The sequence below is a fragment of the Leptospira sanjuanensis genome, from assembly GCF_022267325.1.
In the GTDB taxonomy this organism is placed as follows: domain Bacteria; phylum Spirochaetota; class Leptospiria; order Leptospirales; family Leptospiraceae; genus Leptospira; species Leptospira sanjuanensis.
The window spans coordinates 1,741,377-1,764,278 of the sequence record NZ_JAIZBG010000001.1; the positions used below are offsets into that span (position 1 = coordinate 1,741,377).

Annotated in this window: 14 protein-coding genes; 8 read left to right on the plus strand and 6 right to left on the minus strand. The window is 47.2% G+C overall.

All coding sequences use genetic code 11. From position 1 onward, the window contains the following. Positions 1–187: 187 nt before the first annotated feature. Entirely contained in the window at positions 188–1,753 is a 1,566-nt protein-coding gene (locus LFX25_RS07880; RefSeq protein WP_238729767.1) for an NADase-type glycan-binding domain-containing protein, read from the plus strand. Positions 1,754–1,766: 13 nt separating this feature from the next. Then, entirely contained in the window at positions 1,767–2,450 is a 684-nt protein-coding gene (gene lsa20 / locus LFX25_RS07885; protein WP_406600484.1) for an LIC11469 family lipoprotein adhesin Lsa20, read from the plus strand. A gap of 99 nt (positions 2,451–2,549) precedes the next feature. On the opposite strand, the gene LFX25_RS07890 is transcribed toward lsa20, so the two are convergent. From LFX25_RS07890 to LFX25_RS07915, 6 genes are all read right to left on the minus strand, one after another. After that, positions 2,550–3,269 carry an MORN repeat-containing protein gene (locus LFX25_RS07890; protein ID WP_238729768.1) on the minus strand — a complete coding sequence of 240 codons (720 nt, stop codon included), beginning with the start codon at positions 3,267–3,269 and terminating at the stop codon, positions 2,550–2,552. A 45-nt stretch (positions 3,270–3,314) separates the two neighbouring features. Continuing rightward, positions 3,315–5,024, minus strand: a complete 1,710-nt coding sequence (locus tag LFX25_RS07895) for a glycosyl hydrolase family 67 (RefSeq protein WP_238729769.1) — start codon at positions 5,022–5,024, stop codon at positions 3,315–3,317. Between the two features lie 3 nt (positions 5,025–5,027). Continuing rightward, the gene (locus tag LFX25_RS07900; protein WP_238729770.1) at positions 5,028–5,894 is read right to left on the minus strand and encodes a DMT family transporter; all 867 of its coding nucleotides are present in this window, start codon (positions 5,892–5,894) and stop codon (positions 5,028–5,030) included. 206 nt (positions 5,895–6,100) lie between these two features. After that, complete coding sequence (locus tag LFX25_RS07905; protein ID WP_238729771.1) at positions 6,101–7,183, minus strand: fatty acid desaturase; 1,083 nt, start codon at positions 7,181–7,183, stop codon at positions 6,101–6,103. Between the two features lie 67 nt (positions 7,184–7,250). Then, a complete protein-coding gene (locus LFX25_RS20845; protein ID WP_238729772.1) occupies positions 7,251–8,438 on the minus strand; it encodes a helix-turn-helix domain-containing protein in 1,188 nt (395 codons plus the stop codon). 73 nt (positions 8,439–8,511) lie between these two features. Then, complete coding sequence (locus tag LFX25_RS07915) at positions 8,512–8,787, minus strand: RNA recognition motif domain-containing protein (protein ID WP_118956799.1); 276 nt, start codon at positions 8,785–8,787, stop codon at positions 8,512–8,514. A gap of 558 nt (positions 8,788–9,345) precedes the next feature. Here LFX25_RS07915 and LFX25_RS07920 point away from each other — a divergent pair. From LFX25_RS07920 to LFX25_RS07945, 6 genes are all read left to right on the plus strand, one after another. Then, on the plus strand, positions 9,346–12,894 hold the full coding sequence (locus LFX25_RS07920; protein ID WP_238729773.1) for a hypothetical protein: 3,549 nt from the start codon (positions 9,346–9,348) through the stop codon (positions 12,892–12,894). 348 nt (positions 12,895–13,242) lie between these two features. After that, the gene (locus LFX25_RS07925) at positions 13,243–16,605 is read left to right on the plus strand and encodes an Ig-like domain-containing protein (RefSeq protein ID WP_238729774.1); all 3,363 of its coding nucleotides are present in this window, start codon (positions 13,243–13,245) and stop codon (positions 16,603–16,605) included. A gap of 254 nt (positions 16,606–16,859) precedes the next feature. Next, positions 16,860–18,452 carry a BTAD domain-containing putative transcriptional regulator gene (locus LFX25_RS07930; RefSeq protein ID WP_238729775.1) on the plus strand — a complete coding sequence of 531 codons (1,593 nt, stop codon included), beginning with the start codon at positions 16,860–16,862 and terminating at the stop codon, positions 18,450–18,452. Between the two features lie 442 nt (positions 18,453–18,894). After that, positions 18,895–19,770, plus strand: coding sequence for a hypothetical protein (locus LFX25_RS07935; RefSeq protein ID WP_238729776.1), 876 nt, complete (start codon positions 18,895–18,897; stop codon positions 19,768–19,770). Positions 19,771–19,815: 45 nt separating this feature from the next. Then, positions 19,816–20,817 (plus strand): putative solute-binding protein, encoded by a 1,002-nt coding sequence (locus LFX25_RS07940; RefSeq protein WP_238729777.1) that lies wholly within the window; start codon positions 19,816–19,818, stop codon positions 20,815–20,817. A gap of 19 nt (positions 20,818–20,836) precedes the next feature. Next, the gene (locus tag LFX25_RS07945; RefSeq protein ID WP_238729778.1) at positions 20,837–22,825 is read left to right on the plus strand and encodes a TRAP transporter large permease subunit; all 1,989 of its coding nucleotides are present in this window, start codon (positions 20,837–20,839) and stop codon (positions 22,823–22,825) included. The last annotated feature ends 77 nt before the right edge of the window (positions 22,826–22,902 follow it).

Genomic DNA, 22,902 nt, shown 5'->3' on the forward strand with positions numbered 1-22,902 from the left:
TTGATAACAAAATAATTCTCATTGTCAATCGAGCCAACCAAAAGAAACCGCATGGAACGTCAAGAATTTCCCGTTCCCATCAAAACTTCCTGGGAGGGATAAACCCGATCCGTTTCCTGCTCTTTGCATTTGACAGAGATCGATTCATAGGAAGAATCGTGAAAATTCTTTCCTGGAGAATTCCTCAATGAACCGTATCCAACGTTGGTCCCATCGTATTTCTTTGTTAAACAGTAAATTCCCATTTCGTAAATCCTTGTCGAAACGCCGAATCCTGAGCCGTAGAGCGGCTGCGCTTTTGTCCGTCCTTTTGTTCGCCTTAGGAATCGCGGATTGCAAAAAGGAGCTCAGCGTTTCCATGGCGACTTCGACTTCCTTGAGCGATAAGCTCGCCTTCGCGGCGTTAGGCGGTGGAAGTTGGAAACCGGAAGACGGAGCCGAATTCGTGAAACTTCATTTTTATCCGGACGAAGGGTTTCAACTGAGGAGGGTGGAAGTCGATTCCTGCAAGGGAGAATTCACCGATGCGGTTACGGCGTACATCAACTTCGACGAACTGAGCGCCGCAGCCGAGCTGGCAGGTAAAAAGGCGCTGGTTCGTTTTGAGAACGCGGTCTTTGCCCGTTCGGTTACGATCAACTTTCGTAAGAACAAGGAACTTTGTATCGGTGAAATCCGTTTCTACGACGAAAAGGAAAAACAATTCTCCCTAAAACTTCCGAAGATCGTGGAAGGTTCGGCGGTCGCTTCCGAAACCGCAAACCCCGCTCAGTCGTACGATGTGATGAATCTTTTCGACTCCCGTTACGAATACGCTTGGGCTTCGGATAAAAAAGGGAAGGGTGTGACTCTGGATTTTAAATTCAAGGAATCGCAAAAGTTCGATACGATCAAAATCTGGAACGGATATCAGAGATCGGATCAACACTGTTATTCCAACGGAAGGCTGAAGACGGCGACTCTTACGGGTGCCAACGGGTATTCCCAAAGGATTCAATTGCAGGACGTTCTCGGTCCGCAAGAGATCGCTCTCGATAAAACGTTCGAGGGAACTTCGCTTCGTCTTACCGTGGACGATATCTACGCGGGAAAGATGTATAAGGGTTTTGTGTTAAGCGAAATCCGTTTCGGGTTGGATAAGAATTGGGTTCTCATCAATCCGATCCACAGATCGCAGAGCATCGCCAGATCCAATCACCTTCAATTCACTCCGCCCGATCTGGACGGAATTTTAAATCACGGTTTGAGAGGAATGGAAGTCAGCGAATTGCCCGCCGAAATCCAAAGCACGGAAACCATCGCTTCTTCCGAAACCGCGCCTACAACGACGGAAGAATCCGATCAACAAAGAGTGGAATCGAATTGGTCTCTCCGGATGCGTTCGGACGGTTCGTTTTTTATGGAAGGGGACACGCGCGACTTAAGCGACGGAGGTTCGGGAACGCTTCATAAAACGAGCAAGTTCTACGCGATCGGCAACTACGAAGTCAAAGAATCCTCCGTGGATTCGCTTAAACTGAGAGTATTCGGGTATATGCGAAAATACTCATCTTCTTACGTGGAAGAACACGGGGATATGGACTGCAACGGTTGCGGAAGGGACTGCAATATGGCGGACAAAGATCCCGATAAAAAGGAGATCATCTTCCAGGATTTCGTGACGATCAAAAAGTTGAACGGAAACGTGTATGTTCAAAACACCAGCCCGAGCAGAAAGCTCGACTTTAAGACATTGGAAATGTCTCTGGAATAAGAATATTCAAAAAATGAAATCTACTTTGTATCCTTGGAAAACGAATTTTTTGAAACTCGTTCCTTGCACGTGTTCGGTCGGGAACAACGCGATTAAAAACCGGCGGAAGTCGAGGCTCGGTAAAATCGCGATTCTTCTTTTGCTGATTGTTTGTATGACTTGCAAAAAGGACGGTTCCGATGCGACACAAGCGGAGAATCTCGCTTCCGATCCTCAGCGTCAGATCCAAGTTCAAATTCTCTGGGAGAAAAAAAGTTTTCCGTTGGAAATGGAACTGTATGAAGGAGCTTCGCAAAGACCCGTGGATCTCTGGGCCACGGGCAGCGTGAAAACCTTATCGGAGGCTCCCGTCTCCGAAAAGATTTCCGGGAACGATCTCTATCTAAAACCCGGTTCGAAAAAACGTTTCGTATTGGTCGTAAAGAATACGTCCGATCGGGATTTTTATTTTTTTGCGGCCCCGCATTCGATGGTTCCCGCGGAAGCTTCCCTCGGGTTTAAGTTCAAATGTTTGTGCGTGAACCACGCATTCTACGTTCCCGCGAAAGAGATTTGGTATCGCGTCGTCGAATTACGGACCGGAGGAGAAACCCTCGGCAAAGAGATGAGGATTACTCATACGTTAGTCGGCATGGACGAAGATCGGATTCAACTCTATCAAAAACGGATCGGAACCGGAGGATCGACGGAAGACTGATCGGAAAACAAAAGCGCACACGAAGAACGAATCTTGTGCGCGCTTTCGGATGGAACGTTCAAAAAATCGAATTCTTTTGGAACGTTGAAATCCGTGCTTTTAGTGCAGAGGTTTGATATCGCTCGATTCCGCAACGGGACCGCCGCAGAGAACGACCTTATTTTCGATTCTACAGTGTTTTCGGGAATGATCGAAAGCCGAATATAAGATCCCCTCGGAAGAATTCTTTTCGTCCTGAAATTCTCCCTCATAGATGCTCGTATCGGGGAAGCGTACCTTGCCCGGACCGATCATCTTTCCCGCTTGGAAATTGCCCTCCAACATCGCTCCGTTTTTAAATATATAAGTGCCTTTTCCGTCCTTCACGTCGTCCTTGAACGTCCCGTCAAAACGGTCTCCGTTTTTATATTTGATTCTTCCCGAACCGTTTCTTAGATCGTTTGTGAACGAACCGCGGTATTCGTCGTCGTTGTCGTAGACGTAGGTTCCGGTTCCGTTCGTACAATCCCCTTGGATGCAACCTCTTGTGGGAGAAGGCGGTTCGTTTTCGGGAGTTACGGATCGGTTGGATGCAGAAGAGGGTTGGTCTTCTTCGCTCGGTCTTTCGTCCTCGTAGTATGCGGAACGTCCTGCGCCGCTTGCCGATTCGTTAGGCGCCATCTTTTTGTCCCCGTAAGAACAATGTACGGTGGTGATAAGGAACATAACTCCCAAACAGAGAGTTTTAGAGTCAAAGTTCCCTACGGAGAAGGATTGCAAAGATCTCAAGAGAATCATATTTTTTGAATACGAAATAAAACCGTTTTCACTTACACTCATAGGTCAAAATTTTATTTATCGCGGCGGAATCTGTCAAACTCTATTCTATTTTAGGAGCTCGGAGACGGGCATAGCCTGCTGATTGATAAACGAAGGAAGTTTTGCACGGATTCGTTGGTATAAGAAAAGATAAAAACGTCGCATAAGCGGATGAAACAAAATCCGATCCAGAAGTCTTGTGTTCTTTCTCTTTCGGACGAACATCTTTAGCAACGCTTCGGACATAAGTCCCGGGATTCTTTTTCGAGGGAGAATCCGAAACCGATAGGCATCGGGATAATTTTCGGAATATAATTTCCACAGATGAATCGTTTCTTCCAAAAGATATTGTTCCCGTTCCGGATCGGGAAGATAAATCAGCTCTCTGCAAAAGGCGAATAACTGAAAGGTCTCGTAGTGAAACCGAAAATCGTAGGGAAGTCCGATCCGTTTCGCGATTCTTCCCATCTCTTTGAGGCTTTCGATCGCCCCGTATCCCTTCCGGACCGATTCCTCCGGGTTCTTGCAAAAAGCGGAATATAGAATTCGGAAATGATCGCTGACCGTTACCCGATCCCAAGTTATGTGCAGCAGCGGAGGAATCCGAACCCGATGGATATAAAGCGGAAGCGGGCTGAATTCGGGATCGTACAAAAGGTTCAGGATCACCGTATCGGAAAGACGCAGAAACCGAACGAACTCTTTGAGATTCTTTTTTCCGTAGAACTTACGGAGACTTTTTTTCACTCCCCAATTTTTGCGGAAAAGACCCGCGCAGACGAACGTGTTGAGTTCGTTCCAATAAGAAGTATTCTTTAAAAACGTAATATTCCGAAACGAGGACCATCCTCCCGTTTGACACCAAACGCTGAAGCCGACGAGGTTCTTGGCTTTTTCGAGTTCTTTTTTGTAGGAAAGATATTGCCATCCGACAAAGGAAGGAACTTCGCCGAAACCTTCGTACTCGCGCCGCGCTTGAAATTCTACGAGTTTGGGAAGAGAATCCTCGAAAAAGAGGGAATTGATCGAAAGATAACGGAAAAAATCGCCTTCTCCGTATTTCATAGATACGATCAGATTTTCCGCGGGAATTCCGTCGAATACCGTTTTATAGGTCACCGGATTCCAGATCAGATCCCCGATCGGATACGCTCCGATCGTCCAGGTTCTAAATATTAGAGTTTTAGAATGTTTTTTGAAGATCGGAAGAATTATTCTCAATAACCGGTTCGCGTCCTCGGGGGTTTTGAGCAAAAGTCTGCTTTTAAAATCCCCATCCACGTCGACTCCGTCCGATTCTCCGATCCTCAATACGATTCCGTCCACGGTTTCGAACTCGGAAAAGAGACGTTCCAGACAGGAAACAAAAAGTTCCGCGACGGAATCGAATTCTCCCTTGGTTTGTTCTTCGAGATATGAATTGAAAAACAAAAAGTCGCTCGTGAGAAAAACCTTCAGGCCGTTCTTCTTTGCGGTTCGAAAAAGTTTTTGATAGGATTTTTGATAAGATCGGATTTTATTTCGAAGAAGTTCGGGATAAAAATGAAAGTTCGCGAGGTAGGAAAGTTCGTCGATCGTGATCGCGTTGTAGCCGAAGGAGCGCACGCGTTTCACATACGAATCGAAATTCTCCCGTATCTTTTTATGAGTTTTCTTTTTGAATTTCCGATTCTTTTCAAGAAGCGCAATCGGAGCCTTGGACCAATTCTGGGATTTTCCCGGAGCCTTTACGAAAAACGGAGCGCTCGAATCGATAAGGGCTAAATCCAATTTCATACGTTATTCTTCCTTTCCGAAACGAATCGTCTCCAAGGTTCCCGCGACGAGGATCAAGGCTCCGCCGATCATCTCTCGATAACCGGGAATATCTCCCAAGAGAAGCCACGCGAGAAGGATCGAATAGACCGGTTGAATGCTGGAAAGAATTCCCGCCGTTTTGAGTTTGAGCTGAAACATCGATTTTACGTAAAGCGTATGAGCGAACGCGGTAAAAAAACTTCCGAGTAAAAAGATCAGACCTAGGGATCGTAACGAAGTGGGAATCGTTTCGAAATAACAAACCGGAGCCAAAACGAAAACCGCGGCAAAGGATTGAAGACACATCACCTGTGCGCTTCCGTGATGAGATAAAAACTTTTTTGTCAATAAATTGCGGAACGAAAACGAAAGCGCGGATATAAGACCGGCGATGATTCCCCAGTGAAGATCGTTTCCGGATTTGAGTTCGGGGATGAGAATTCCGACTCCTAGTAAAACCAAAAGGGCAAGAAGAACGTCTCTGCCTTTCGGTTTTACGGGATAATAAAGAGGTTCGATAAAAACGGTGATGACCGGATGCGTAAAGAGCGTAAGAACCGCGATCGCGGGAGAAGCGAGCCTTGCGGAAGCGAAGAATAGAACCCAGTGAATCGCAAGAAGGATTCCTCCACCCAAGGCCGCTTTGTTTTCGATCGCGCTCGGAAAAAAAAGGGGTTTGTCCCTCCATTTTAAAAAGAGATACAAACCGGCGCTTGCGAACACGGTTCTTCCGAAGGTGATCATCCAAACGCTTTCGTCGATGAGTTTGGCAAAAAGAATATTTCCGCTGATGAGGATCATCGCGAACTGGAATTCAAGGAATATCTTGGTTTTCGAATCGGAGGACATGAGGCTTCTCTCCAACCAAAAGACGATAAACCCCGTTCTTGGAAAACAAAATCGGATTTTTTACGAGGAACAAAACTCGAAAAAGGGAAACTCCGCGGATTGGAACAAAACCGTCCCGAACTCTTTTGAAAGGAATTTTTTATGAAACTGTAAACTGTCTTCTCTTCTTCGAAATGAAAAAGAAAGAGAAGACAGCCTCAAAAAAATCAGGCGACTTGCGACTCGGCCGGGTTGTAGCGGTTGGCGCGCAACATACTTTCAAAATCGTTAAAACGAATTCCGTATCGTTTCATCGCGGGATGAACGAAGGGCGCCACCATCTGACGGATATAAAACGGTTGATTGACGACGAAGTGATGGATTCCGTGCGTGCTTCCGAAGTTGAAACAGAAAAGATGAAGAGGCGCAAGCAACCAAGAGTTCAACACCTGCGTTTGTTCGTGAATTCCTTTCACGTCTCCGTAGTAGTGCATGTTGGACGAAACGATCTGAATGCTCGATTGACGGATCCAATTCGGAATTAGATACACGACCGCGGCCGTGTTTAAAAACGCACGTACCGATTCCGGAAGTTCGGAAAAAGTGAGTTCGATCGGAGAACCAAGAAACAGATTTCCGTAATGGAACAGATTCAGCCCGAGAAAGTTGTACCAAAGAGTGTAATAGACTACGAGCCAAGGCCAGCTTTCGCGAACGATTTCGTTTCGTTTGAACTTCGGCGCGTCTTTGACGAGCTTTCTAAAATTAAGAATGGCGGAAACGTTTCCGTCGATCATCGCAAAGAAGCGAACGATTCCGGCCTTCATCCCGTTGCCGATCAGTCTTTCTTCTATATCGTCCTTATGACCGGAAACTTTGTGATGCAGAGTGTGAATCATTCTGCGGTACCAAGGACTGACCGTGTTTCCCCGGAAAATCCAGACGGTCCAAAAAAGAAGATCCTGCATTCTTTCGTTGTCTTTGAAATACAGATTGTGGATCGTATCGTGTTCGATCTCGTGCAAAAGGGAAGCGAAGATCGCGTTCGCAACGATTGCAAGCCACGCGGGGATTACGTCCGCGATATAAAGTCCGGCGGTTGCTATCATCATCGCGGCCGAACCGAACGTGATCGTCGCGCCTAAAAAGTTCTGATGATTTAAGACGGAAAACTTTTTACGAAGATTGCGTTCTCTAAATCGGATCCAACGCATGATCTTTACGTTTCGCTCTCGTGTTGCGAGGGTTTGCCATTTTTTGGGTTTTCTTTCGGGAAGAATTTCGTTTTTCGCCAATGTCAGAGTGCTCATTGTGACTCCTTTTCAATTCTTAGGATGACCGAATGATAGGCTCTTTTTCGGATTCGGTCGTCCTATTCTATCGATTCCGACGGTGCGTTTCGACCGAATCGATAAATTGCGCCGCGCTTTGCGATCGATATTCGCTCGGAGTCAAACCGGTATGTTTTTGAAAGGCGCGGTTGAACGAAGACTTGGTCCGAAAGCCGACGGAATACGCGATGTCCAAAATGCTTTTGTCCGGTTCGGCGGTCAAAAGTCGGCAGGCTTCGGAGACTCGGTAGTCGTTGACAAAGACGGAAAAATTCTTTCCTAATTCTTGGTTTAAGAATTCGGAAACCTGGTGCGTGGAAAGCGCGAGTTCGTCCGCAAGATCCCCGAGTCCGAGATCCTCTTCCCGATAGAGAAAATCCTTTTCCATGAGATGAAGCAGATTCTCTCTTAAGGTCGCGCGATCGATTCCCACCAAAAGAGAACGCGCGTATTTTTCCCGCGTGGCTTGTGTGACTTCCTGCAACTTTTGAAAGAAGCCGGGATATCGATGTCCGATCACATAAGCCGCGCACAGAGCGATGCCCATTCCCCCCGACGTGAATACGAGAAAGTCCGGCGTTTTGGTAATGAAAAAGAGCGCCCCCAGCGTTAGATGAAACAAAGACATGACCACCAAAAAGGAAAGAATTCTCGCAGTCGGTTCCGATTTCCAAATCTCCCATCTCCAAAGATCTCGGGAACTTTTGAGAACGAGAAAAACGTAAAAGCCGATTCCGATCACCGCGGGCAAAAGAATCCAATCCAACCGGCCGGGAAATACCGCTTCCGTAAACGATCTGCGGATGGTTTCGGAAAGATTCTCCATCCCGAAAAGAACGACAAAGTAAAGAAGAACTCCTGACACGGGAAAGACGGAATGAAGCAACAGGTCTTGTATCGAATCGAGGAAGGATTCTCCCGTGCTGGATTTATAAATTCCGTATAAAACAGGGCCGACACCGTACAACGCGGGAATATGAAGCAGAATCAACCAGACAAAGGAAGGATCGGAAGAGGAAAGGATCGCGATGGAACTTCCTTGGAGGACGGACATCCCGAGAAATAAAGCTCCCAGAAGATAATTGAGTCGGTTTTTATTCGGAAGAACGATCTGACCGAAAAACATCAGACAACCCAAAGCCGTACCGAAAAGTCCGAATCCGTAAAAGAGAGAAATCAACCATTGGGGAAAATAGAAGGAGGAGGGAAAAGGAAGAAGCGCAAGCTCAAACACAATAGCGAACGCTACAGAGTCGAAGAAGTTCTGTCAAGGGAGAAAAGCGGATGCCTTTCTCCCTTGTCAAAGATCAATATCTGGATCTGGATTTTTCCGGGAAAGGTTTTTTAGGAAGCGCTTCGTTGACTTTGATTTCTCTTCCACGGATTTGTGTTCCGTTTAAGCCGTCAATTGCAGCGGTTCCTTCGTCTTTGTTCGCCATTTCCACAAATGCTAATCCCCGGGATTTGCCGGAAAGTTTATCGGTGATGATGCGTACAGAGGTTACTTCTCCAAAAGACTCGAAAGCTTTACGGAGATCGTCTTCGGTTGCCTGATAGGCGAGGTTGCCTATATAAATGTTCATGAGAAAGGGTCCTTACAAAAAATTACTGGCTTCTAAAACCGAATAGAAGCTAAGGCGAGACCAATCCATCATCGGTGTATGGGAGAGAGAAAGGACCTTTCCTGGTTGCTCTATTGTTCAAAAGTTCTCAACTGACCCGGGAAAAGGCAGCTAAAGATTCCAGTCGCGCTTAGGGTATTCATAGTCAAAAAATTGTCAAGAAAAACTCATATTTTGCGAAATCACTCTTAGAAAAACCGAATCGAGATACGATTTTTGCGTAGTAACGTGGCAAAATTGTTCTATGTCTCTTGTATACATGAGTAAAAGCTCTCTTTTGAAATATAAGGATTCTTTGATCTTTCAAAACGAATGCCGATTTATCATTCGAATTCTTTGGAAAACAAAGAAATTGCCTGCGAAATTTTAAATATCAATTGATATATTTAAAATTTAGAAAAACCTCTTTCTTCTTTTTTGAATTTTTTTACCGATTCAGACGGAATATAAGCCCGAAATAAGGGAACTATATCTGTTGGCCTTATTCTTTCCTTTCGGATTTGAAATGGAGAATTGGAAATGAAAGGCTTCGTTTGGAAATGGATGACGGTTTTAGCGATCGGGTTTGAACTTCTTTCCTGCAAACCGGATGAGAAAAAATTCGACGCTCTTACGTTCTATGATAATATCACGAGCGACGGCGGGTTGCGTTTGTTCAATCTGTTGGACGACTATCCTTCCTTGAAGGCGGGATTTCAAAGTCTCCAACCGGAACAGTTCAACCTCCGTTTGGACAGTTCGATGCGCAAACCCTCGCGCAAGGACATCACCGGTTTCTTGCGGGTATCTTCGGACATGTTCTTAAAACCCGAGGCTCGGGTCCGCGAATCCCTTCTCAAAGCGAACACACTCATTCATCGTTTGAAAGAAGCCCCTTCCGGCGCTTTCGAAGGAGTTCTTCCTTGGCTGGAACGAATCCGAAAATATCCGGGAAAGGTGGTTCGGAATCTTTCGCCGATCAGCCAAGCCGCGCTCATCTATCTCTACAAAACATACAACGCTTCGGAAACGGAAATCAAATACAGAGAGTTAGCAAACGCCCTGAAAGATCCGGATATGATCGAGTTGTTTCAAGATTTGGAAACCGTTCTTCATAAGTCTTTGGTTTTAAATGCGAACGCTAGATCCGGAGTGGAATCCATTCTCAAAGGAATGATCGATCCAACTTTGAGCGGGGACAGAGTTCTCAAAACACAGATGATCAATCTCATCGCCGAAGTGGGAAACTCGTTTCAGCAAAGAGCGGGTTTCAGCGATTTCAAATCCTCCGATACGGCTCTTAAGGATCTCATCGTTAATTTAGAAAAGTATTATACACCCGGAGGAAGCGTTCACGATTCTTCCGGAATCGACGATTACCGGGACGCGAACTATCCTTCCGATTTTTCCGTCGTGATGACGGAAGCGTTTCGATATCTTCGGCCCATGCTCGGAGCCGGAGGAGCCTATACGAAAAATCCAAACGTGCTTTTAGGGAAGGAACTGAGTAAAAACCTTTTTAACCTGGGCTTTCCCACGGAAGCGGAGAATGTCGATTTTTCTCTGAGAGAATTGATCCGTCTGGATTATCTGGGAAGAGACCGCGCGTATGGAGGATTCGAATACAAAATCTCGGCGCTGGAACAGTTGATGTTTCTCCTAACGCTTGCGGATACGTACGGCTTTCGCTGGGAGAACCCAAGCGATAGCACGATCATGAGTTTGGAACCGAACGGTTCGGTGAACGGCGGCCCGATGACCGACGGAGTTTTGACCGTAGGCGACAGCATCTATGCGCTCGGTTCCGCGATGACCGGAAACTTAGGAGTCAAAGCTTTCTTAAACCAGAGCGCGAACGACGGAGCCGTCTATCGGAACGGAGACGCGACAACTCCGATTCCGTTTACGATGGGAATCAACACTCCTACCTTGGCTCTTCTCGAATCTCCCGATCCGTCCGTGGTTCCCGCCGCGAACGATCCCGTGTTTACCAAAACGATACCGTTTATGATGAAGCTCATCGTGAACGTGGTTCTTTCCGGCGGCGGTCCTTACTACAATAAGAACCGAAGAGACGAAGCGGGAAATATTTACACGATCGACGGTAAACCGTACATCGATTCCAACGGAAACGATCTCATCTATAAATCTTCCTGGTCCAGTTCCGATTATCGAATCAAGGTTTCGGACACGGGAAGCGGAACTTGCACCGCGGGAAGTCTTTGTCGCTGGGTGGGACCGGGTGGAAGAGAGTCTAACGCGAGTTATCTGAACAATCAATTTACGCAGGTCGCGTCCGGCGTGAACGCAAGCGGAACGAAAGGATGGAGCATTCCGATTTGGGAAATCGCGAAAACTTCCAGCGAGCGCGCTCTGGAAACGGACGAAGAAGTTCTTTATAAGAATTTTCAGTGGCTTCTTTCCGAAAAAAGAATGGTCGCGGTGATTCCTTTGCGCGCTTCTCTCGGACCGGGAGTTCCTTATAAGATGGCCGCGTTTGTTACCGTGATCGCGAACGGACTCAAAGGATTGATGGGAGCCAAACCTCAGTTTCAAGACGGAAGCGGCTGTGCGAGTAAACAAAACGGAAAGTGGAACGTTCTCGGTTCGTTGTGGAAACCGGGCTGCGCTACTTCAACGCAGCCGAACTTTCGCGTTGCGGGGACGCAGGTGTTGGAGGAGAATTTTTCCTCTCTTCCGGGAGACAGTATGTTCTTTCTCGAAGCCTGGGATTACGGAACGAGCGGAACGAGTTCGATCACGTTCAACAGTCTCGGAGATTCCAACGTTTACAATATCTTTTATCCGCCGAGTTCCCAATACGGGGTTCTGCCTCCGGTATTCGCATTCAATTTTCCTGTTATGGAACGCCTTTCGTTTTTAACGGCGGATGCGGTATCGCCTTCTCAAGTGAATGCTTACTGGGACAAACGAAACAAACTTCTTCCCTTGATCGTATCCCTTGCAAAAACTCTAACGGATCAATCCGATTCGGCGAACAATAAGAATCCGTTTCAACTTTTGACCGGACTCAGCGCTGCGTTGACGCGACCGCTCTTGACACAAACCACCGATCTCGAAACGAATTCGGGAGGAAGAACGATCACGGTCGTTAAGACCGCGCTTCCCAACGGAAAATTCAGGAACCGTTTTGCGGGACCGGAAGAATATCTCTTTCGTCAAAGCGATCCGATCACGGAAGAACCCATTCGCAGTCCTTTGTCCGTGTTGATCGAAAAGGAAAGGGGATTTCAAGACGGACTTTTGAACCTTGTGTCCAAGACAAAACTTTTGACTCATCTGGTTCACATGCTTGCGGAAATGGGAAGACCGAGCCGCCAACCGGGGGCGGATCTTTTCTTTGCGGGTCTTGCTTCCGTTGCGGGTGAAATCAAACTTACATCGGAAACTCCGACCTCCGTTCAGTTCAACCTGCAGACGTATTTGGAAAAACTCGGAACCGATCTCGCTGCGTATCCCGATACAAGACCGGCGAACGTGTATGATCCTCTTTGGGACGATATGGGAGTGGTCGCGGTTCGATTGAGGGATTATCTTTCCCGTGATTCGGTGTATTCCTTGATTCCGATGTTCGACTTTTCAATGGATTTGGTTTTGGACGTAACACCGTCTCAGACGGAGATCGTACATGTTCTCAACTTGCTCGGATCGATCTTTCAAAATTCGTCCGGCAATCGAGACTATCTCGTAACGAATCTTTTGACTTCCGACACGCCCGCGTTGATCGAAGTCTCCGCCGTTTACGGAAGGTGCGTCAATGGAGTACTCATGGGACTTTCCTTAACGGGAGAATTCTTCAGTTATCTCGAAGCGGACATGAACACTCCGTATACGATCCGCGAGATCTTCGACGATTTGGATCGATTGACCGTATCGGATATGGTTCAAAGCCGATCGGGAAACCGTTCGCTTCTTTATACTGCGGGAGTTCTGATGAATCTGTTTGCGGACATCACGGAAAAGGGAAGAAAGCCGTTTCCGGACGGAACCGTGTTCTGGGACAGATTCAACAAGAACGAGGATTCGACGACATATTGGGACAATCTCACTTCGATCTTTAGCCGTTAATCGTAACCCTCAAGTCTCTAACTCTAAAAGCCGCTTTGCATCGTTCGATCCAAAACGATGCAAACAATTCGAACGCCGGTTGAAGTTCCAACCGGCTTTTTTTTAATGCGAAGAAGCCCGCGTTTTTTTTGGATCGGAGCCGGAATGGAAGTGTGATTTTTCGGGCAGGAAGATTTGCGGTATTCAGTTTCACTCATCCCTTTTTAAAAAACAATCGTTAGAAAAAGGTTTTTTTATTCGAACATTCGAAAAAAAATCCGGAATATAAGTACGAGATAAGTATGAAATCGGACGGGATTCGTATTCTTACCCCTGTTTTTAAAAAGAAAAAAGTGGAATAGGAAGGGAATGCAGATGCTCAATCAAAGAATCAAATGGATTTCAACCGTATTGTTTCTCTGTTGGCTCACGGTCGATTGCTCGGATAAAAAGAAAGATTCCGGCTTTGATCTGATGGCGTTATTCGACTTAGGAAGTCCGTCCGGCGGAGAAGTTTCGAACAATTCCGTCATTCCTCCCTACAACAACGTGGACAATAACGTCGCCACTCTTCCGGTAAATTTTGGAAACGCCGGACCGCAGGCGCATCTCTTTATCAATTCGTACGAAAACGTAAACCGGTATAAGGATCTGGAAATCCAGTTTTCCAAACCGATGAACCGCGCGCTCACCGAAGCGAGCATAACGTTGACCGGAACTTCCGGACCTTTGGCCGGTCCGGGGATCGGTGTGGAATTTTACTGGGCCAGCGAACAAAGACTGATCCTCAATCCGTACCGCGAACTCAAACCCGGAGAAAAATACACGCTCAACATCAGTCAAGACGCGCTCACGGTTTCGAATAAACCGCTTCTTCCTTACAGCCAGGAATTTAAAACGACATTGAATTACTCTCTGAACAACTCGATCGTGCAGGGTGCGATGAGCAAGGCGCTCAACGGGACCGACGATATTTCTCTGGATACGTCCGCGAACGTCACCGTCAATTCAGCGTTTCAAAATCCGGTCGCGGGGGAGAATTACATCGATTCGATTTATCTCCGAAAAAGCGGAAGCGGGTCTTCGGTAAAACTTTGTCCGAGCGCTCTTCCCGGATCGACTTGTACGATGAACGCGATCAGCGTGAATCTTTCGACTTCTTCCGTGCCGCCTACGATCGGCGGAAACACGTATTATTATGAGATTCAGACCAAGTTCGGTCCGACGTATAAAAAATACTTCAGCTTCAATTACGGAAATCTAAACAACGCGAACAATCTTCTTGCAAACATTTCGAACGGAGTGATGGACGAGGCACAGATGCTTCCGTTTTTGGGGAAGGTGATTCAGAAGTTTACCACCGGAGCGTTCAAGGTGCAGGACGTAAACGGGACTCCGAGAACGTTTCAAGAATTCCTAATAGGATTACCCGATCATTCCAAAAAGAAATTTTACGATAACGGTCAGTGGAACATCGGAGAAGCTTGTATTCGTCCGGGACAATCCGGTTCTCCTGGAACGAACAAGTTCGACGATTTCAAGAATCAACAATTTATATCCGTGTTGGGCGCAAAGCCCGGCGCGGAAGGAAGAGGATACTGTTGGGTTCCTTCTTCCGCATATCCGACATATCCGACTTCGGTAGTGGAGCCGAAAGGAGCGGAGGATCAGGGAGAATGGGCGTTCGACAAATGGCCGAAAGCGGCCGCGCCTTTCAGCCGTTATAACGCTCCTCTGGAGGATTCGCTCGGCGCGGCGAGTATGACGATGGACGTATATGTAACCGATATGCGCCTTCCCGCATTTGTGAAGAATGCCTCCGGCACGCAGCTTGGAAACGTAGCCGCCGACTTGCGGGTCAATCCGGGAACAGCGAACACCGCGCCCGGACTCGGGCTCGATCTGAGTTCGCGTTATGTGGAAGTGGATCTTTTTATCGTTTCCCGTTATGAAGACTGGTATACGATCTTTATTTCGCCGGGAACATTGATGTATTTCAAGACGACCGCGCGTTTGAATTGGGATCCGAATGTGGACCCCGGTTTGAACGGAGGCAACAATCAGCTTCCGAATATTTACTTAACCACTCCTTCTTTGAGAATGGCAAGAGCGAGAAACGTTTTATCGGTCGATGGAACGGGAACCGTTTCGATGGCGGTGCGAAGCCCGTTTGCAGTGAACAATACGGTGTTCCCTCTCAATCCGAGCAACGCGGACATCGATTCCGTAACGAATAACTTCTTCGTATTGCCTTGGTCCAATCCGACCTTTCTTCCGATGGGAATTTATTCCGGCGTGGAAGACACGAAAGACTTTATGTATACCGCTCCGATGGAATATTCCGGATCCAACGAAGGCGGGGTGGATAACATTCTTGTTCCTTTGATCGGAAGAGGAACGGTTCAGAATCTAGCGGGCGGAACGGTGCCTTACGTAAAAGGGATCATCACCCAGTACATGCTAAAAGACATCGTACAAAGAATCGCGCCGAACGTGTTGAATTCCGTGGTCGGCGCGCTTCGGGACGACGGGGTTACGATTCAATTGCCGAGTTATCTTCCCGAACCGCTCCGTAATTTTCCTTTGACTGTAAAGATGAAGCTCAGAACGGACAGCGTGATCAAACACGACGGAGTGAATAAAGGACTCGTGAGCAATTTGGATCTTTCCTTTTCGAGCAACTACGTGGACCCGCAGGGAAGAGGACTCAGAAATCAGGCCGCCAAAACGGGAATGATCATCACGAGAAACCCCGCGACACCGTTCCCTTCTTCGTATCAGTTTACGCAGAGCAATGCGAATCCGGGATTTCTGTTGTCGCTTCATTCGGATACGATTTCTCAAGCTGCGTTTCATCTCTGGCAAAGAAGAGGATTGGACATCACGATGAATAAATCCTTCATCGAAACGATCAACAGCTATTCGGGAGGAAATCCTCTCTTTCAATTGACCACTACTTTGCTCAAAGCCTCTCCGATCATTACGATCTTAGCGCCGGGGAGAGAAAAACTGCAGGGGTTAAACGGATCGAACGCACTCGCACCGGCCGCAAAACCTTATGACGATATCGAGATGGTGATGGAACCGGTGCTGGCTCCGAGCGTAAAATTCAAACCGATGACGGGACCGGGAATTCCGAAACTGCGTTTGTATTTTACCGAGATGCAGTTGAAGATCGTCGCGAAAAAACCGGCGAGCTGCACGGGACTCACCGGAGCAGAGTTGACGGATTGCGGAGCGGATACGAGGCCGAACGGATACACATACACGTTAGGCGCGGTTCGGATCAGTTTGGCCGCGGACGCGGAATTCAAATTCATCACTTTCTCCAATCCGAACAACGATCCTAATTTACAAAACTTGAATGCTCTTCAGGTGATTCTTTCCACGAATAATTTGGATTATACGGTTGAAGTTTTGGAAGGAATCGCAAACAATCCTTTCGGACTCGATCCGGACGGAATCAACAGTGTGATCGAACCGTTAGTCACTTCGCTCGTGGTGCCTCTTGTCAATAGTATTCTGAAGGAGGTTCCCCTTCCTCCGCAGATCAACTTTCCGAAACTGAGACATCCGACGAATAACACCGCGTGTGCGATCAACGCGAGAAGCAACGTGATTCAGTTCTTTACTCTCGCCACGGAGAATACGTCGGATCCGTATATGTTAGGCGGAATGAGATTCATAGGAGCGGCTGCAAGCGATCCAAGTTCGCTGATCATTTGCCCTTAAAAAATCATAGCGAATCAAGTTCGTTACGAGGCCTGCAAAATCGCAGGCCGTTCTAGTTTCAGGTCATGCCATAAAATAAGTTTTTGTCTTCTTCTTGTCTTAAAAAAACTCTCTCTTCTCTAAAAAACTAATTTCAAAATCGTGATTCTCTGCATTCTAATACGTGCGAAAGAATTTTGATTGATAAAAAATCATGAGCTTTTATTCACAATTTAACTGAACGGTTGTAAGATAAAAAAGGTATTTGAAAATCAATGAATATAACGCTCTATCAGATTTCTTGCTATTTAGTCGCGACTATCCTCGCTTATAGAACGCTCCATAATCTATTTCTATATTATAAGAACAGAAAGCAGGTGTATCTCCTACATTTCGCTTTTTTACAGGTTTCTTACGGCTTTTATCTCTTGTTTTTTACAAAAACGATCAATACGGCTAACGCACAAGAGGCCTTGATTTGGGAAAGGCTTGAAAACGCGTTCATTCCTATTTTTGGAATGACGATGATTCTTTTTGTAAATAGCTATCGCAGAATTTTCAGTAAGGATTTCGTTTATCTCTACATTCTTCTCAATGTTCTCTTGTCCGCGGTCATCCTCGTGGATCCGAATTCGTATCATATCGGGCTCGCGCACCAGAGAGCCTTTCCCGCGCTGGGAATCGTGATCTACGAAACGGACCAGCCTTTGCTCGTTCAGTATTTTTATCTGTCCGGAATTTTGATGATCATCTGGACTCTCTTTAAGGTGATCACTCAGTTCGTGCGGAACCTGTTTCGAAATTTATTTCTGCTCGTCGGTTTGATCGTATTTTGCACGAACGTGTTTCTCGATATTCTCGTCGCGATGGATATCGTTCCGTTTCCGTATACGTCCCATTTTAGCTTTTTGATTTTGATGTTTTCCGTGGATTCGTTTCTCACTTTGAACAAATCGGGAAGAGAAATTCGAGAGGAATTGAAACACGCTTTGACTTCTCCCGAAGAATTCGAGCTCGTTTCCGAAAAACAAACGGAAGGAAACAAAACGAAGGAGGAGGAAGTTCACGCCGCCTATTCCAAGATCGGTTCTCCTCATTCCGAAAAAGATCAGATCTTTATCCGAGCGCTCGGCGGCTTGGAATTGGAACGGGGGGGAGTTCGAATTCCTCAAACGGAAATCTCGAGCAAAAAGAAGATGTTGAAGCTCGTCAAAATTCTTCTCATTCGTTTCGAGAAAGGAATTCATCGAGAGGAGCTGCTCGAACTTCTTTGGCCGGGAATGACGGACAAGAACGGGCTCAACAGTTTGCACGCACTTTGTTTTCGTTTGCGGAGAATCATCGGAAATCCGGAGGCGCTTGTCTTTTCCGAAGATCGTCTTTTTTTCAGACAGGATTTGGTGCAGACCGATTTTCAGTTATTCGAAAAACACTACGAGGGCGGGGCAAAGGCGCTTCGAAAAGGCGACACCGAACTTGCGATTCAGGAATTTCGTTTTGCAAGAGCGTTTTATCGCGGAGACTTTTTCGAGTTCGATTTGTATTTTCCCGAATCGGAAATTCGAAGAGAATACATTCGCAAGAGTTTGATCGAAATCTTCCGTTTCTTGTGCGAGAAAGACGGGGAACGAAAGGAGATGGAGGGGCTTCTGGAAGATTCCGCGAGCTGGATTCGTTTGGATGATTTGGATGAAAGAGCGTGGAGATTTCATTTCGAGGCGCTTTTGCAGTTGGATCGGAAAAACGAGGCGCTTCGCAAATACGAAGAATTCAAAAAGTCCTTAAGAAAGGAACTCGGAGTCGATCCGGAACCGGAAACTCTCGGTTTGATCGAACGAATTCGTTCCGGCGCTGTGAGTCGGGCGTAGGACGGTTGGGACGGGAAGTTTTGATCTGTTGTACATCCTACAAAGTTTGATTCACGGAAAATTGGAGGGACTTCTACCGGGCGGAATTTGCTTTGAATCACAAATGACGTGGGAACTACCACGAAAAACTTCCCGGAACTACGAAAGAATGTAGGAACTACCACAGATTCCACTTTTACAATCGACCTTCTCTATAGTACGCGACTCGCCCAAAATAAAACGAGCATTCTAAAAAAAATCATGGACGGATCTGAAGCCGCGATTAACTTTCATCAAAATCTCTTAAGCGATAAATGTACCTGAAATGAGAAATCGAAAGTCGAAGTTTGGTTTACTTTTATTTGTAACGATTGTTACAATAAACGCTCTCTCTTGTTCCCTCGTTTATAACGTCACCGGAAGGACGATTTCTTCCTATGCAGAAGATCACCTAATCCCGTTTATGCTCCAGTCCAAGGATTTGGACTCGGTTTGCAACGCCGGTGTGAGCTTGGCGCCCTTGATCGGTTCGTTCGAGCGCGTTGCCCCACGTCCCGATCTTCCGATTTTGGTCGCGATGTTAGGTGCCGGAATGTGCGCGGAACGAGAAGCTCAGGAAGCGGAACTTCGCTATCTCTCCGCAGTCCGCAGAGGGAAGGGTGAAGAAGCGACCGATCATCAAGCGGTCGAAATCCGCAACCACGGTCTTGCCGCAAAACGATACGGCGAAGCCTACAAACGTTTTAATCTGTATTTCGGAGAATGGAACGGTAAATGTCCTTCTCTTTCCAAAGAAGATCAGTTCTACTATTTGATCGGTCTTTCCGCGAGTCTACTTGCGATTCTTCATGACCGAGCCGCGCAAGGTGTCGCAAACGTTCCCACCGACATCCCATCGATCGTGTCTAACGCGTCCAAATGCTTAAATGCGGAAGAATGGTGGGGAGTTCCCCTTGCTCTCGAAGCGATCATCTGGCTTTCGATTCCGGGCGCAACTCCTGCCGGCAAGGATCCGTTTCAGCAGCTGGATCGTGCGGTCGCGTTAGGCGATAAAGCGGGCGTCAGTCTTTCCCGCGCGTTTCATATCCAAGCGTTAGCCGGAAGAGGAAATCAGGACGCGATCAAAAAGGCCGTAAAGGAACACGCGAAAATTTTAGAGAAAGGTCAGGGGAATCCCGAGTTTCAACTTCTTGAATCGTATGCGGAACAACTTTCCAGACACGAGTCCGATAAAATCTGGATCAAAGAAAAAGGCCATCGTGGTCCTTTGCTTCTCGGAAGTTTTCCGCAAGGCAAACGCGATCTGAAAGAAGACGACGATCTTCTCAAAGGTCTTTGATCCAAAGTCATTCTAACTGAGAATTCAATAGTAAGGAGAATATCCATGATCCGTTTCCAAATTCTAACCGTTCTTGCGTTGGCTCTTGCGTCTTCGCTTTCGGCGGCAGATCCGATCAATAAGACGATCTGCGTCTTCGATCCGTCCGGAACGCACGGTGATATCTATAAGTCCGCTCTTCGTTATCAGGCACAGGCTCTGAACTGGGGAATCCGTCTCGAACCGAAGGCTTACACGGACGAAGTCGTTGCGAACTCCGATTTCAAGGCAGGCAAGTGCAATCTCGCATTTTTGACGAGCCTTCGCGTCCGCGGTTACGTTCCTCAATCCGGTTCTCTTGAAGCGATCGGCGCTCTTCCTTCGTATGATCTTCTGAAAAGAACGATCGACGTTCTTGCTAATCCGAAAGCGAGACAGTTGAACGTTGCGGGAGAATACGAAACGATGGCGATGTTTCCCGGAGGCGCGGTTTATCTTCTTTTGAGAGACAAGAATCTCCGTTCCATTAAAGATCTCGCGGGGAAGAAGATCGCTACTTTGACGTACGATCAAGCGGCGACTACGATGGTCGACGTTGTGGGTTCTTCCATGGTTCCCGCGGAGATCGCTACCTTTGCGGGAATTTTCAACAACGGACGTGCGGATGCTTGTTATTCTCCCGCGGTCGGTTTTAAACCTCTCGAATTGATGAAAGGTGTTATGCCGAACGGCGGAATCGTAAAGTTTCCGATCGGACAACTTACGTTTCAAATCGTTGGAAAGACCGCGGATTTTCCCGCGGATTACGGAAATCAATCCAGACAATGGGCGGCGACTCAGTTTGATACGATGCTTGAATTGACCAGAAAGGCGGAAAGAGAAGTTCCCGCCAAGTATTGGCTCGAAGTTCCCAAAGAAGAAGTCAAAGGTTACTTCGAGAAATTCAGGGAAGTTCGCATTAAATTGAGAGACAAGGGCGTATATCACGCTTCCATTCTCAAGCTGATGAAAGGGGTTCGTTGTAAAGCGGACGCCGGTGCGGAAGAATGTTCCGATTCCTTAGAATAACCGGATAGAACGAGAACGCATGGCAAAAAAAATCGTATCTTGGGCAGTACTGCTCTTTCTTTTTGTTCCTTTGATTCAAAGTTTCGGTCAGTTGGTCCAGGCTCGAATGCTCGAGCTTGGAGAATCCATCTGGCCGCGTTATGCGGAGATTCGGATTCACTGCATCGCGTCCGAAATCAATTCTTTGGAAAAGGTGGAAGTCAGCGCTTCCGATTCCGCCCTTTTGGAAGAACTGGATTTAGGAACCGATTCCGCTTCTAAAGCTCCTCCGAAAAAGGAAGGCGCGGCTACGACGGCGGCTTCTTCCGTTCTCCCTCCGATGGAACTCAGCTTCGGACAAAAACTCTATTGCGGAACGGAACGAAAACTTTCTTCGATCACGATCTTTGCCATCGATTATATTCCGATGACGATGGTGATTCTTCTTCTGGTCGCCGGGATCGTCTCGACTACGAGACGTTATCATATCGCTCTCAAAAACCCCGAAAATAAAAAGGAAGAACTCGCTTCGGAGTTAAGTCAGATTCTCGCGAATGCGATCCTTGTCTTTTCTGCGGCCTCCATGCTTCCGTTCAGCAAGGGGGTGGACGCGCAGATCCAGATTTTGTGGATCGTAGGACTCGTCTTTCTGGGCGCATTGAACGTTTATAATATTCGAAATTCTGAATTTAACAATATCCCGGCCGACCGGCAAAAAAGCAGGGTTTCCGAGATTCTTCTCTCGATCCCATTGTATTGCTGGATGGCGGCGGTTTGCGGAGTTTATTTTACTCTGATCGAATATCATCCCGCCGGTCTCGCGATTTATTTGCAGAAATTGACCGCGCATGCGACTCTGTATATCCAGATCGGTTTGTATGTTTGGACGGGGATTTTACTCCGAGACACTTCTCTCGGAAGAAGATTTTTCGATCTTCTGAAACCTTGGAAACTTCCCGCGGAACTTTTAGCGGTGATCGTCGTGATCGCGGCCGCGCTTCCGACCGCCTACAGCGGCGCCTCGGGGATCGTCGTATTGGCGTTAGGTGCGACGATCTTCGTCGAACTCAGAAGGGCCGGCGCCTCCCAAGAAAGAGCGTTAGCCGCAACCGCGATGAGCGGAAGTTTGGGAGTGGTCCTTCCTCCTTGTCTTTTGGTGGTGATCGTCGCTTCTTTGAATTTGGACGTGACCACGGACGAACTCTTTCACTGGGGCTGGAGAGTATTCGCGGTTTCTACGACCTTGTTCTTGGTCGTAAGCTGGTTTTTACGCAAAGAATCCTGGAAGATTCAGCCCGAATCCGGCGCGATAAAAACGACCTGGTCCGTTTTTAAACCGTTTAGTTTGTATATTCTGCTCGCGGTTGTGATCGTATTCGTGCTTGTGTTCGGTCTGAATACTCATTTCGACGAACATACGGCTCCGTATATGTTACCGATCGCGATGCTTGCTTTGATTTACTGGGATCACAAACAGAGTCGGAAAGAGCATCACCCGGCTTCGAACGCGCGGGATGTCGTGAAGATTTCTAGAACCTCGTATGACACGGGTTCCCACCTCGGAGCCCTTTTGATGCTCATGGGGCTTTCGGCTTGTATGGGAGGGGTGTTTGAACGTTCCAACGTGATCAATCTCTTTCCGACACATTTGGGTTCTCCTTTGTCCGCGATGATCGTTTTGACGATCGTACTCGTAATCATCGGTATGCTGATGGATCCTTACGGTGCGGTGATCTTGGTTTCCGTTACGCTGTATCCGATCGCAAAGGCGAACGGAATTCATCCGTTGAACTTTTGGATGACGGCTCTCGTTTCGTTTGAGTTGGGATATTTGACTCCGCCGGTTGCGCTCAATCACCTTTTGACAAAACACGTCGTGCGCGAGTATTTAGAGAACGAACCGGAAATTCATCACGCAACTTTCTTTTCAAGATACGAGCGTGTGATCGTTCCGATCATCGTTCTTTTTCTGACACTGATCGTAACGGCTTTCGGTCCGATCATAGTTCAGGGCTGGGGCTCCAAGTAAAGAACCGGCAATTCACGGAGATTCTTACGGTGTGACAACGATAAGAAGACCGATGAATCGTTTTTAAAAAATTTAGC

Excerpts from the sequence above, each read along its gene's own strand:
- LFX25_RS07890 (WP_238729768.1), bottom strand. The coding sequence starts at position 3,269 with ATGAGTGTAAGTGAAAACGGTTTTATTTCGTATTCAAAAAATATGATT.
- LFX25_RS07945 (WP_238729778.1), top strand. The coding sequence starts at position 20,837 with ATGGCAAAAAAAATCGTATCTTGGGCAGTACTGCTCTTTCTTTTTGTT.
- lsa20 (WP_406600484.1), top strand. The coding sequence starts at position 1,767 with ATGAAATCTACTTTGTATCCTTGGAAAACGAATTTTTTGAAACTCGTT.
- LFX25_RS07900 (WP_238729770.1), bottom strand. The coding sequence starts at position 5,894 with ATGTCCTCCGATTCGAAAACCAAGATATTCCTTGAATTCCAGTTCGCG.
- LFX25_RS07920 (WP_238729773.1), top strand. The coding sequence starts at position 9,346 with ATGAAAGGCTTCGTTTGGAAATGGATGACGGTTTTAGCGATCGGGTTT.
- LFX25_RS07895 (WP_238729769.1), bottom strand. The coding sequence starts at position 5,024 with ATGAAATTGGATTTAGCCCTTATCGATTCGAGCGCTCCGTTTTTCGTA.
- LFX25_RS07940 (WP_238729777.1), top strand. The coding sequence starts at position 19,816 with ATGATCCGTTTCCAAATTCTAACCGTTCTTGCGTTGGCTCTTGCGTCT.
- LFX25_RS07925 (WP_238729774.1), top strand. The coding sequence starts at position 13,243 with ATGCAGATGCTCAATCAAAGAATCAAATGGATTTCAACCGTATTGTTT.
- LFX25_RS07915 (WP_118956799.1), bottom strand. The coding sequence starts at position 8,787 with ATGAACATTTATATAGGCAACCTCGCCTATCAGGCAACCGAAGACGAT.
- LFX25_RS07905 (WP_238729771.1), bottom strand. The coding sequence starts at position 7,183 with ATGAGCACTCTGACATTGGCGAAAAACGAAATTCTTCCCGAAAGAAAA.
- LFX25_RS07880 (WP_238729767.1), top strand. The coding sequence starts at position 188 with ATGAACCGTATCCAACGTTGGTCCCATCGTATTTCTTTGTTAAACAGT.
- LFX25_RS07935 (WP_238729776.1), top strand. The coding sequence starts at position 18,895 with ATGCTCCAGTCCAAGGATTTGGACTCGGTTTGCAACGCCGGTGTGAGC.
- LFX25_RS07930 (WP_238729775.1), top strand. The coding sequence starts at position 16,860 with ATGAATATAACGCTCTATCAGATTTCTTGCTATTTAGTCGCGACTATC.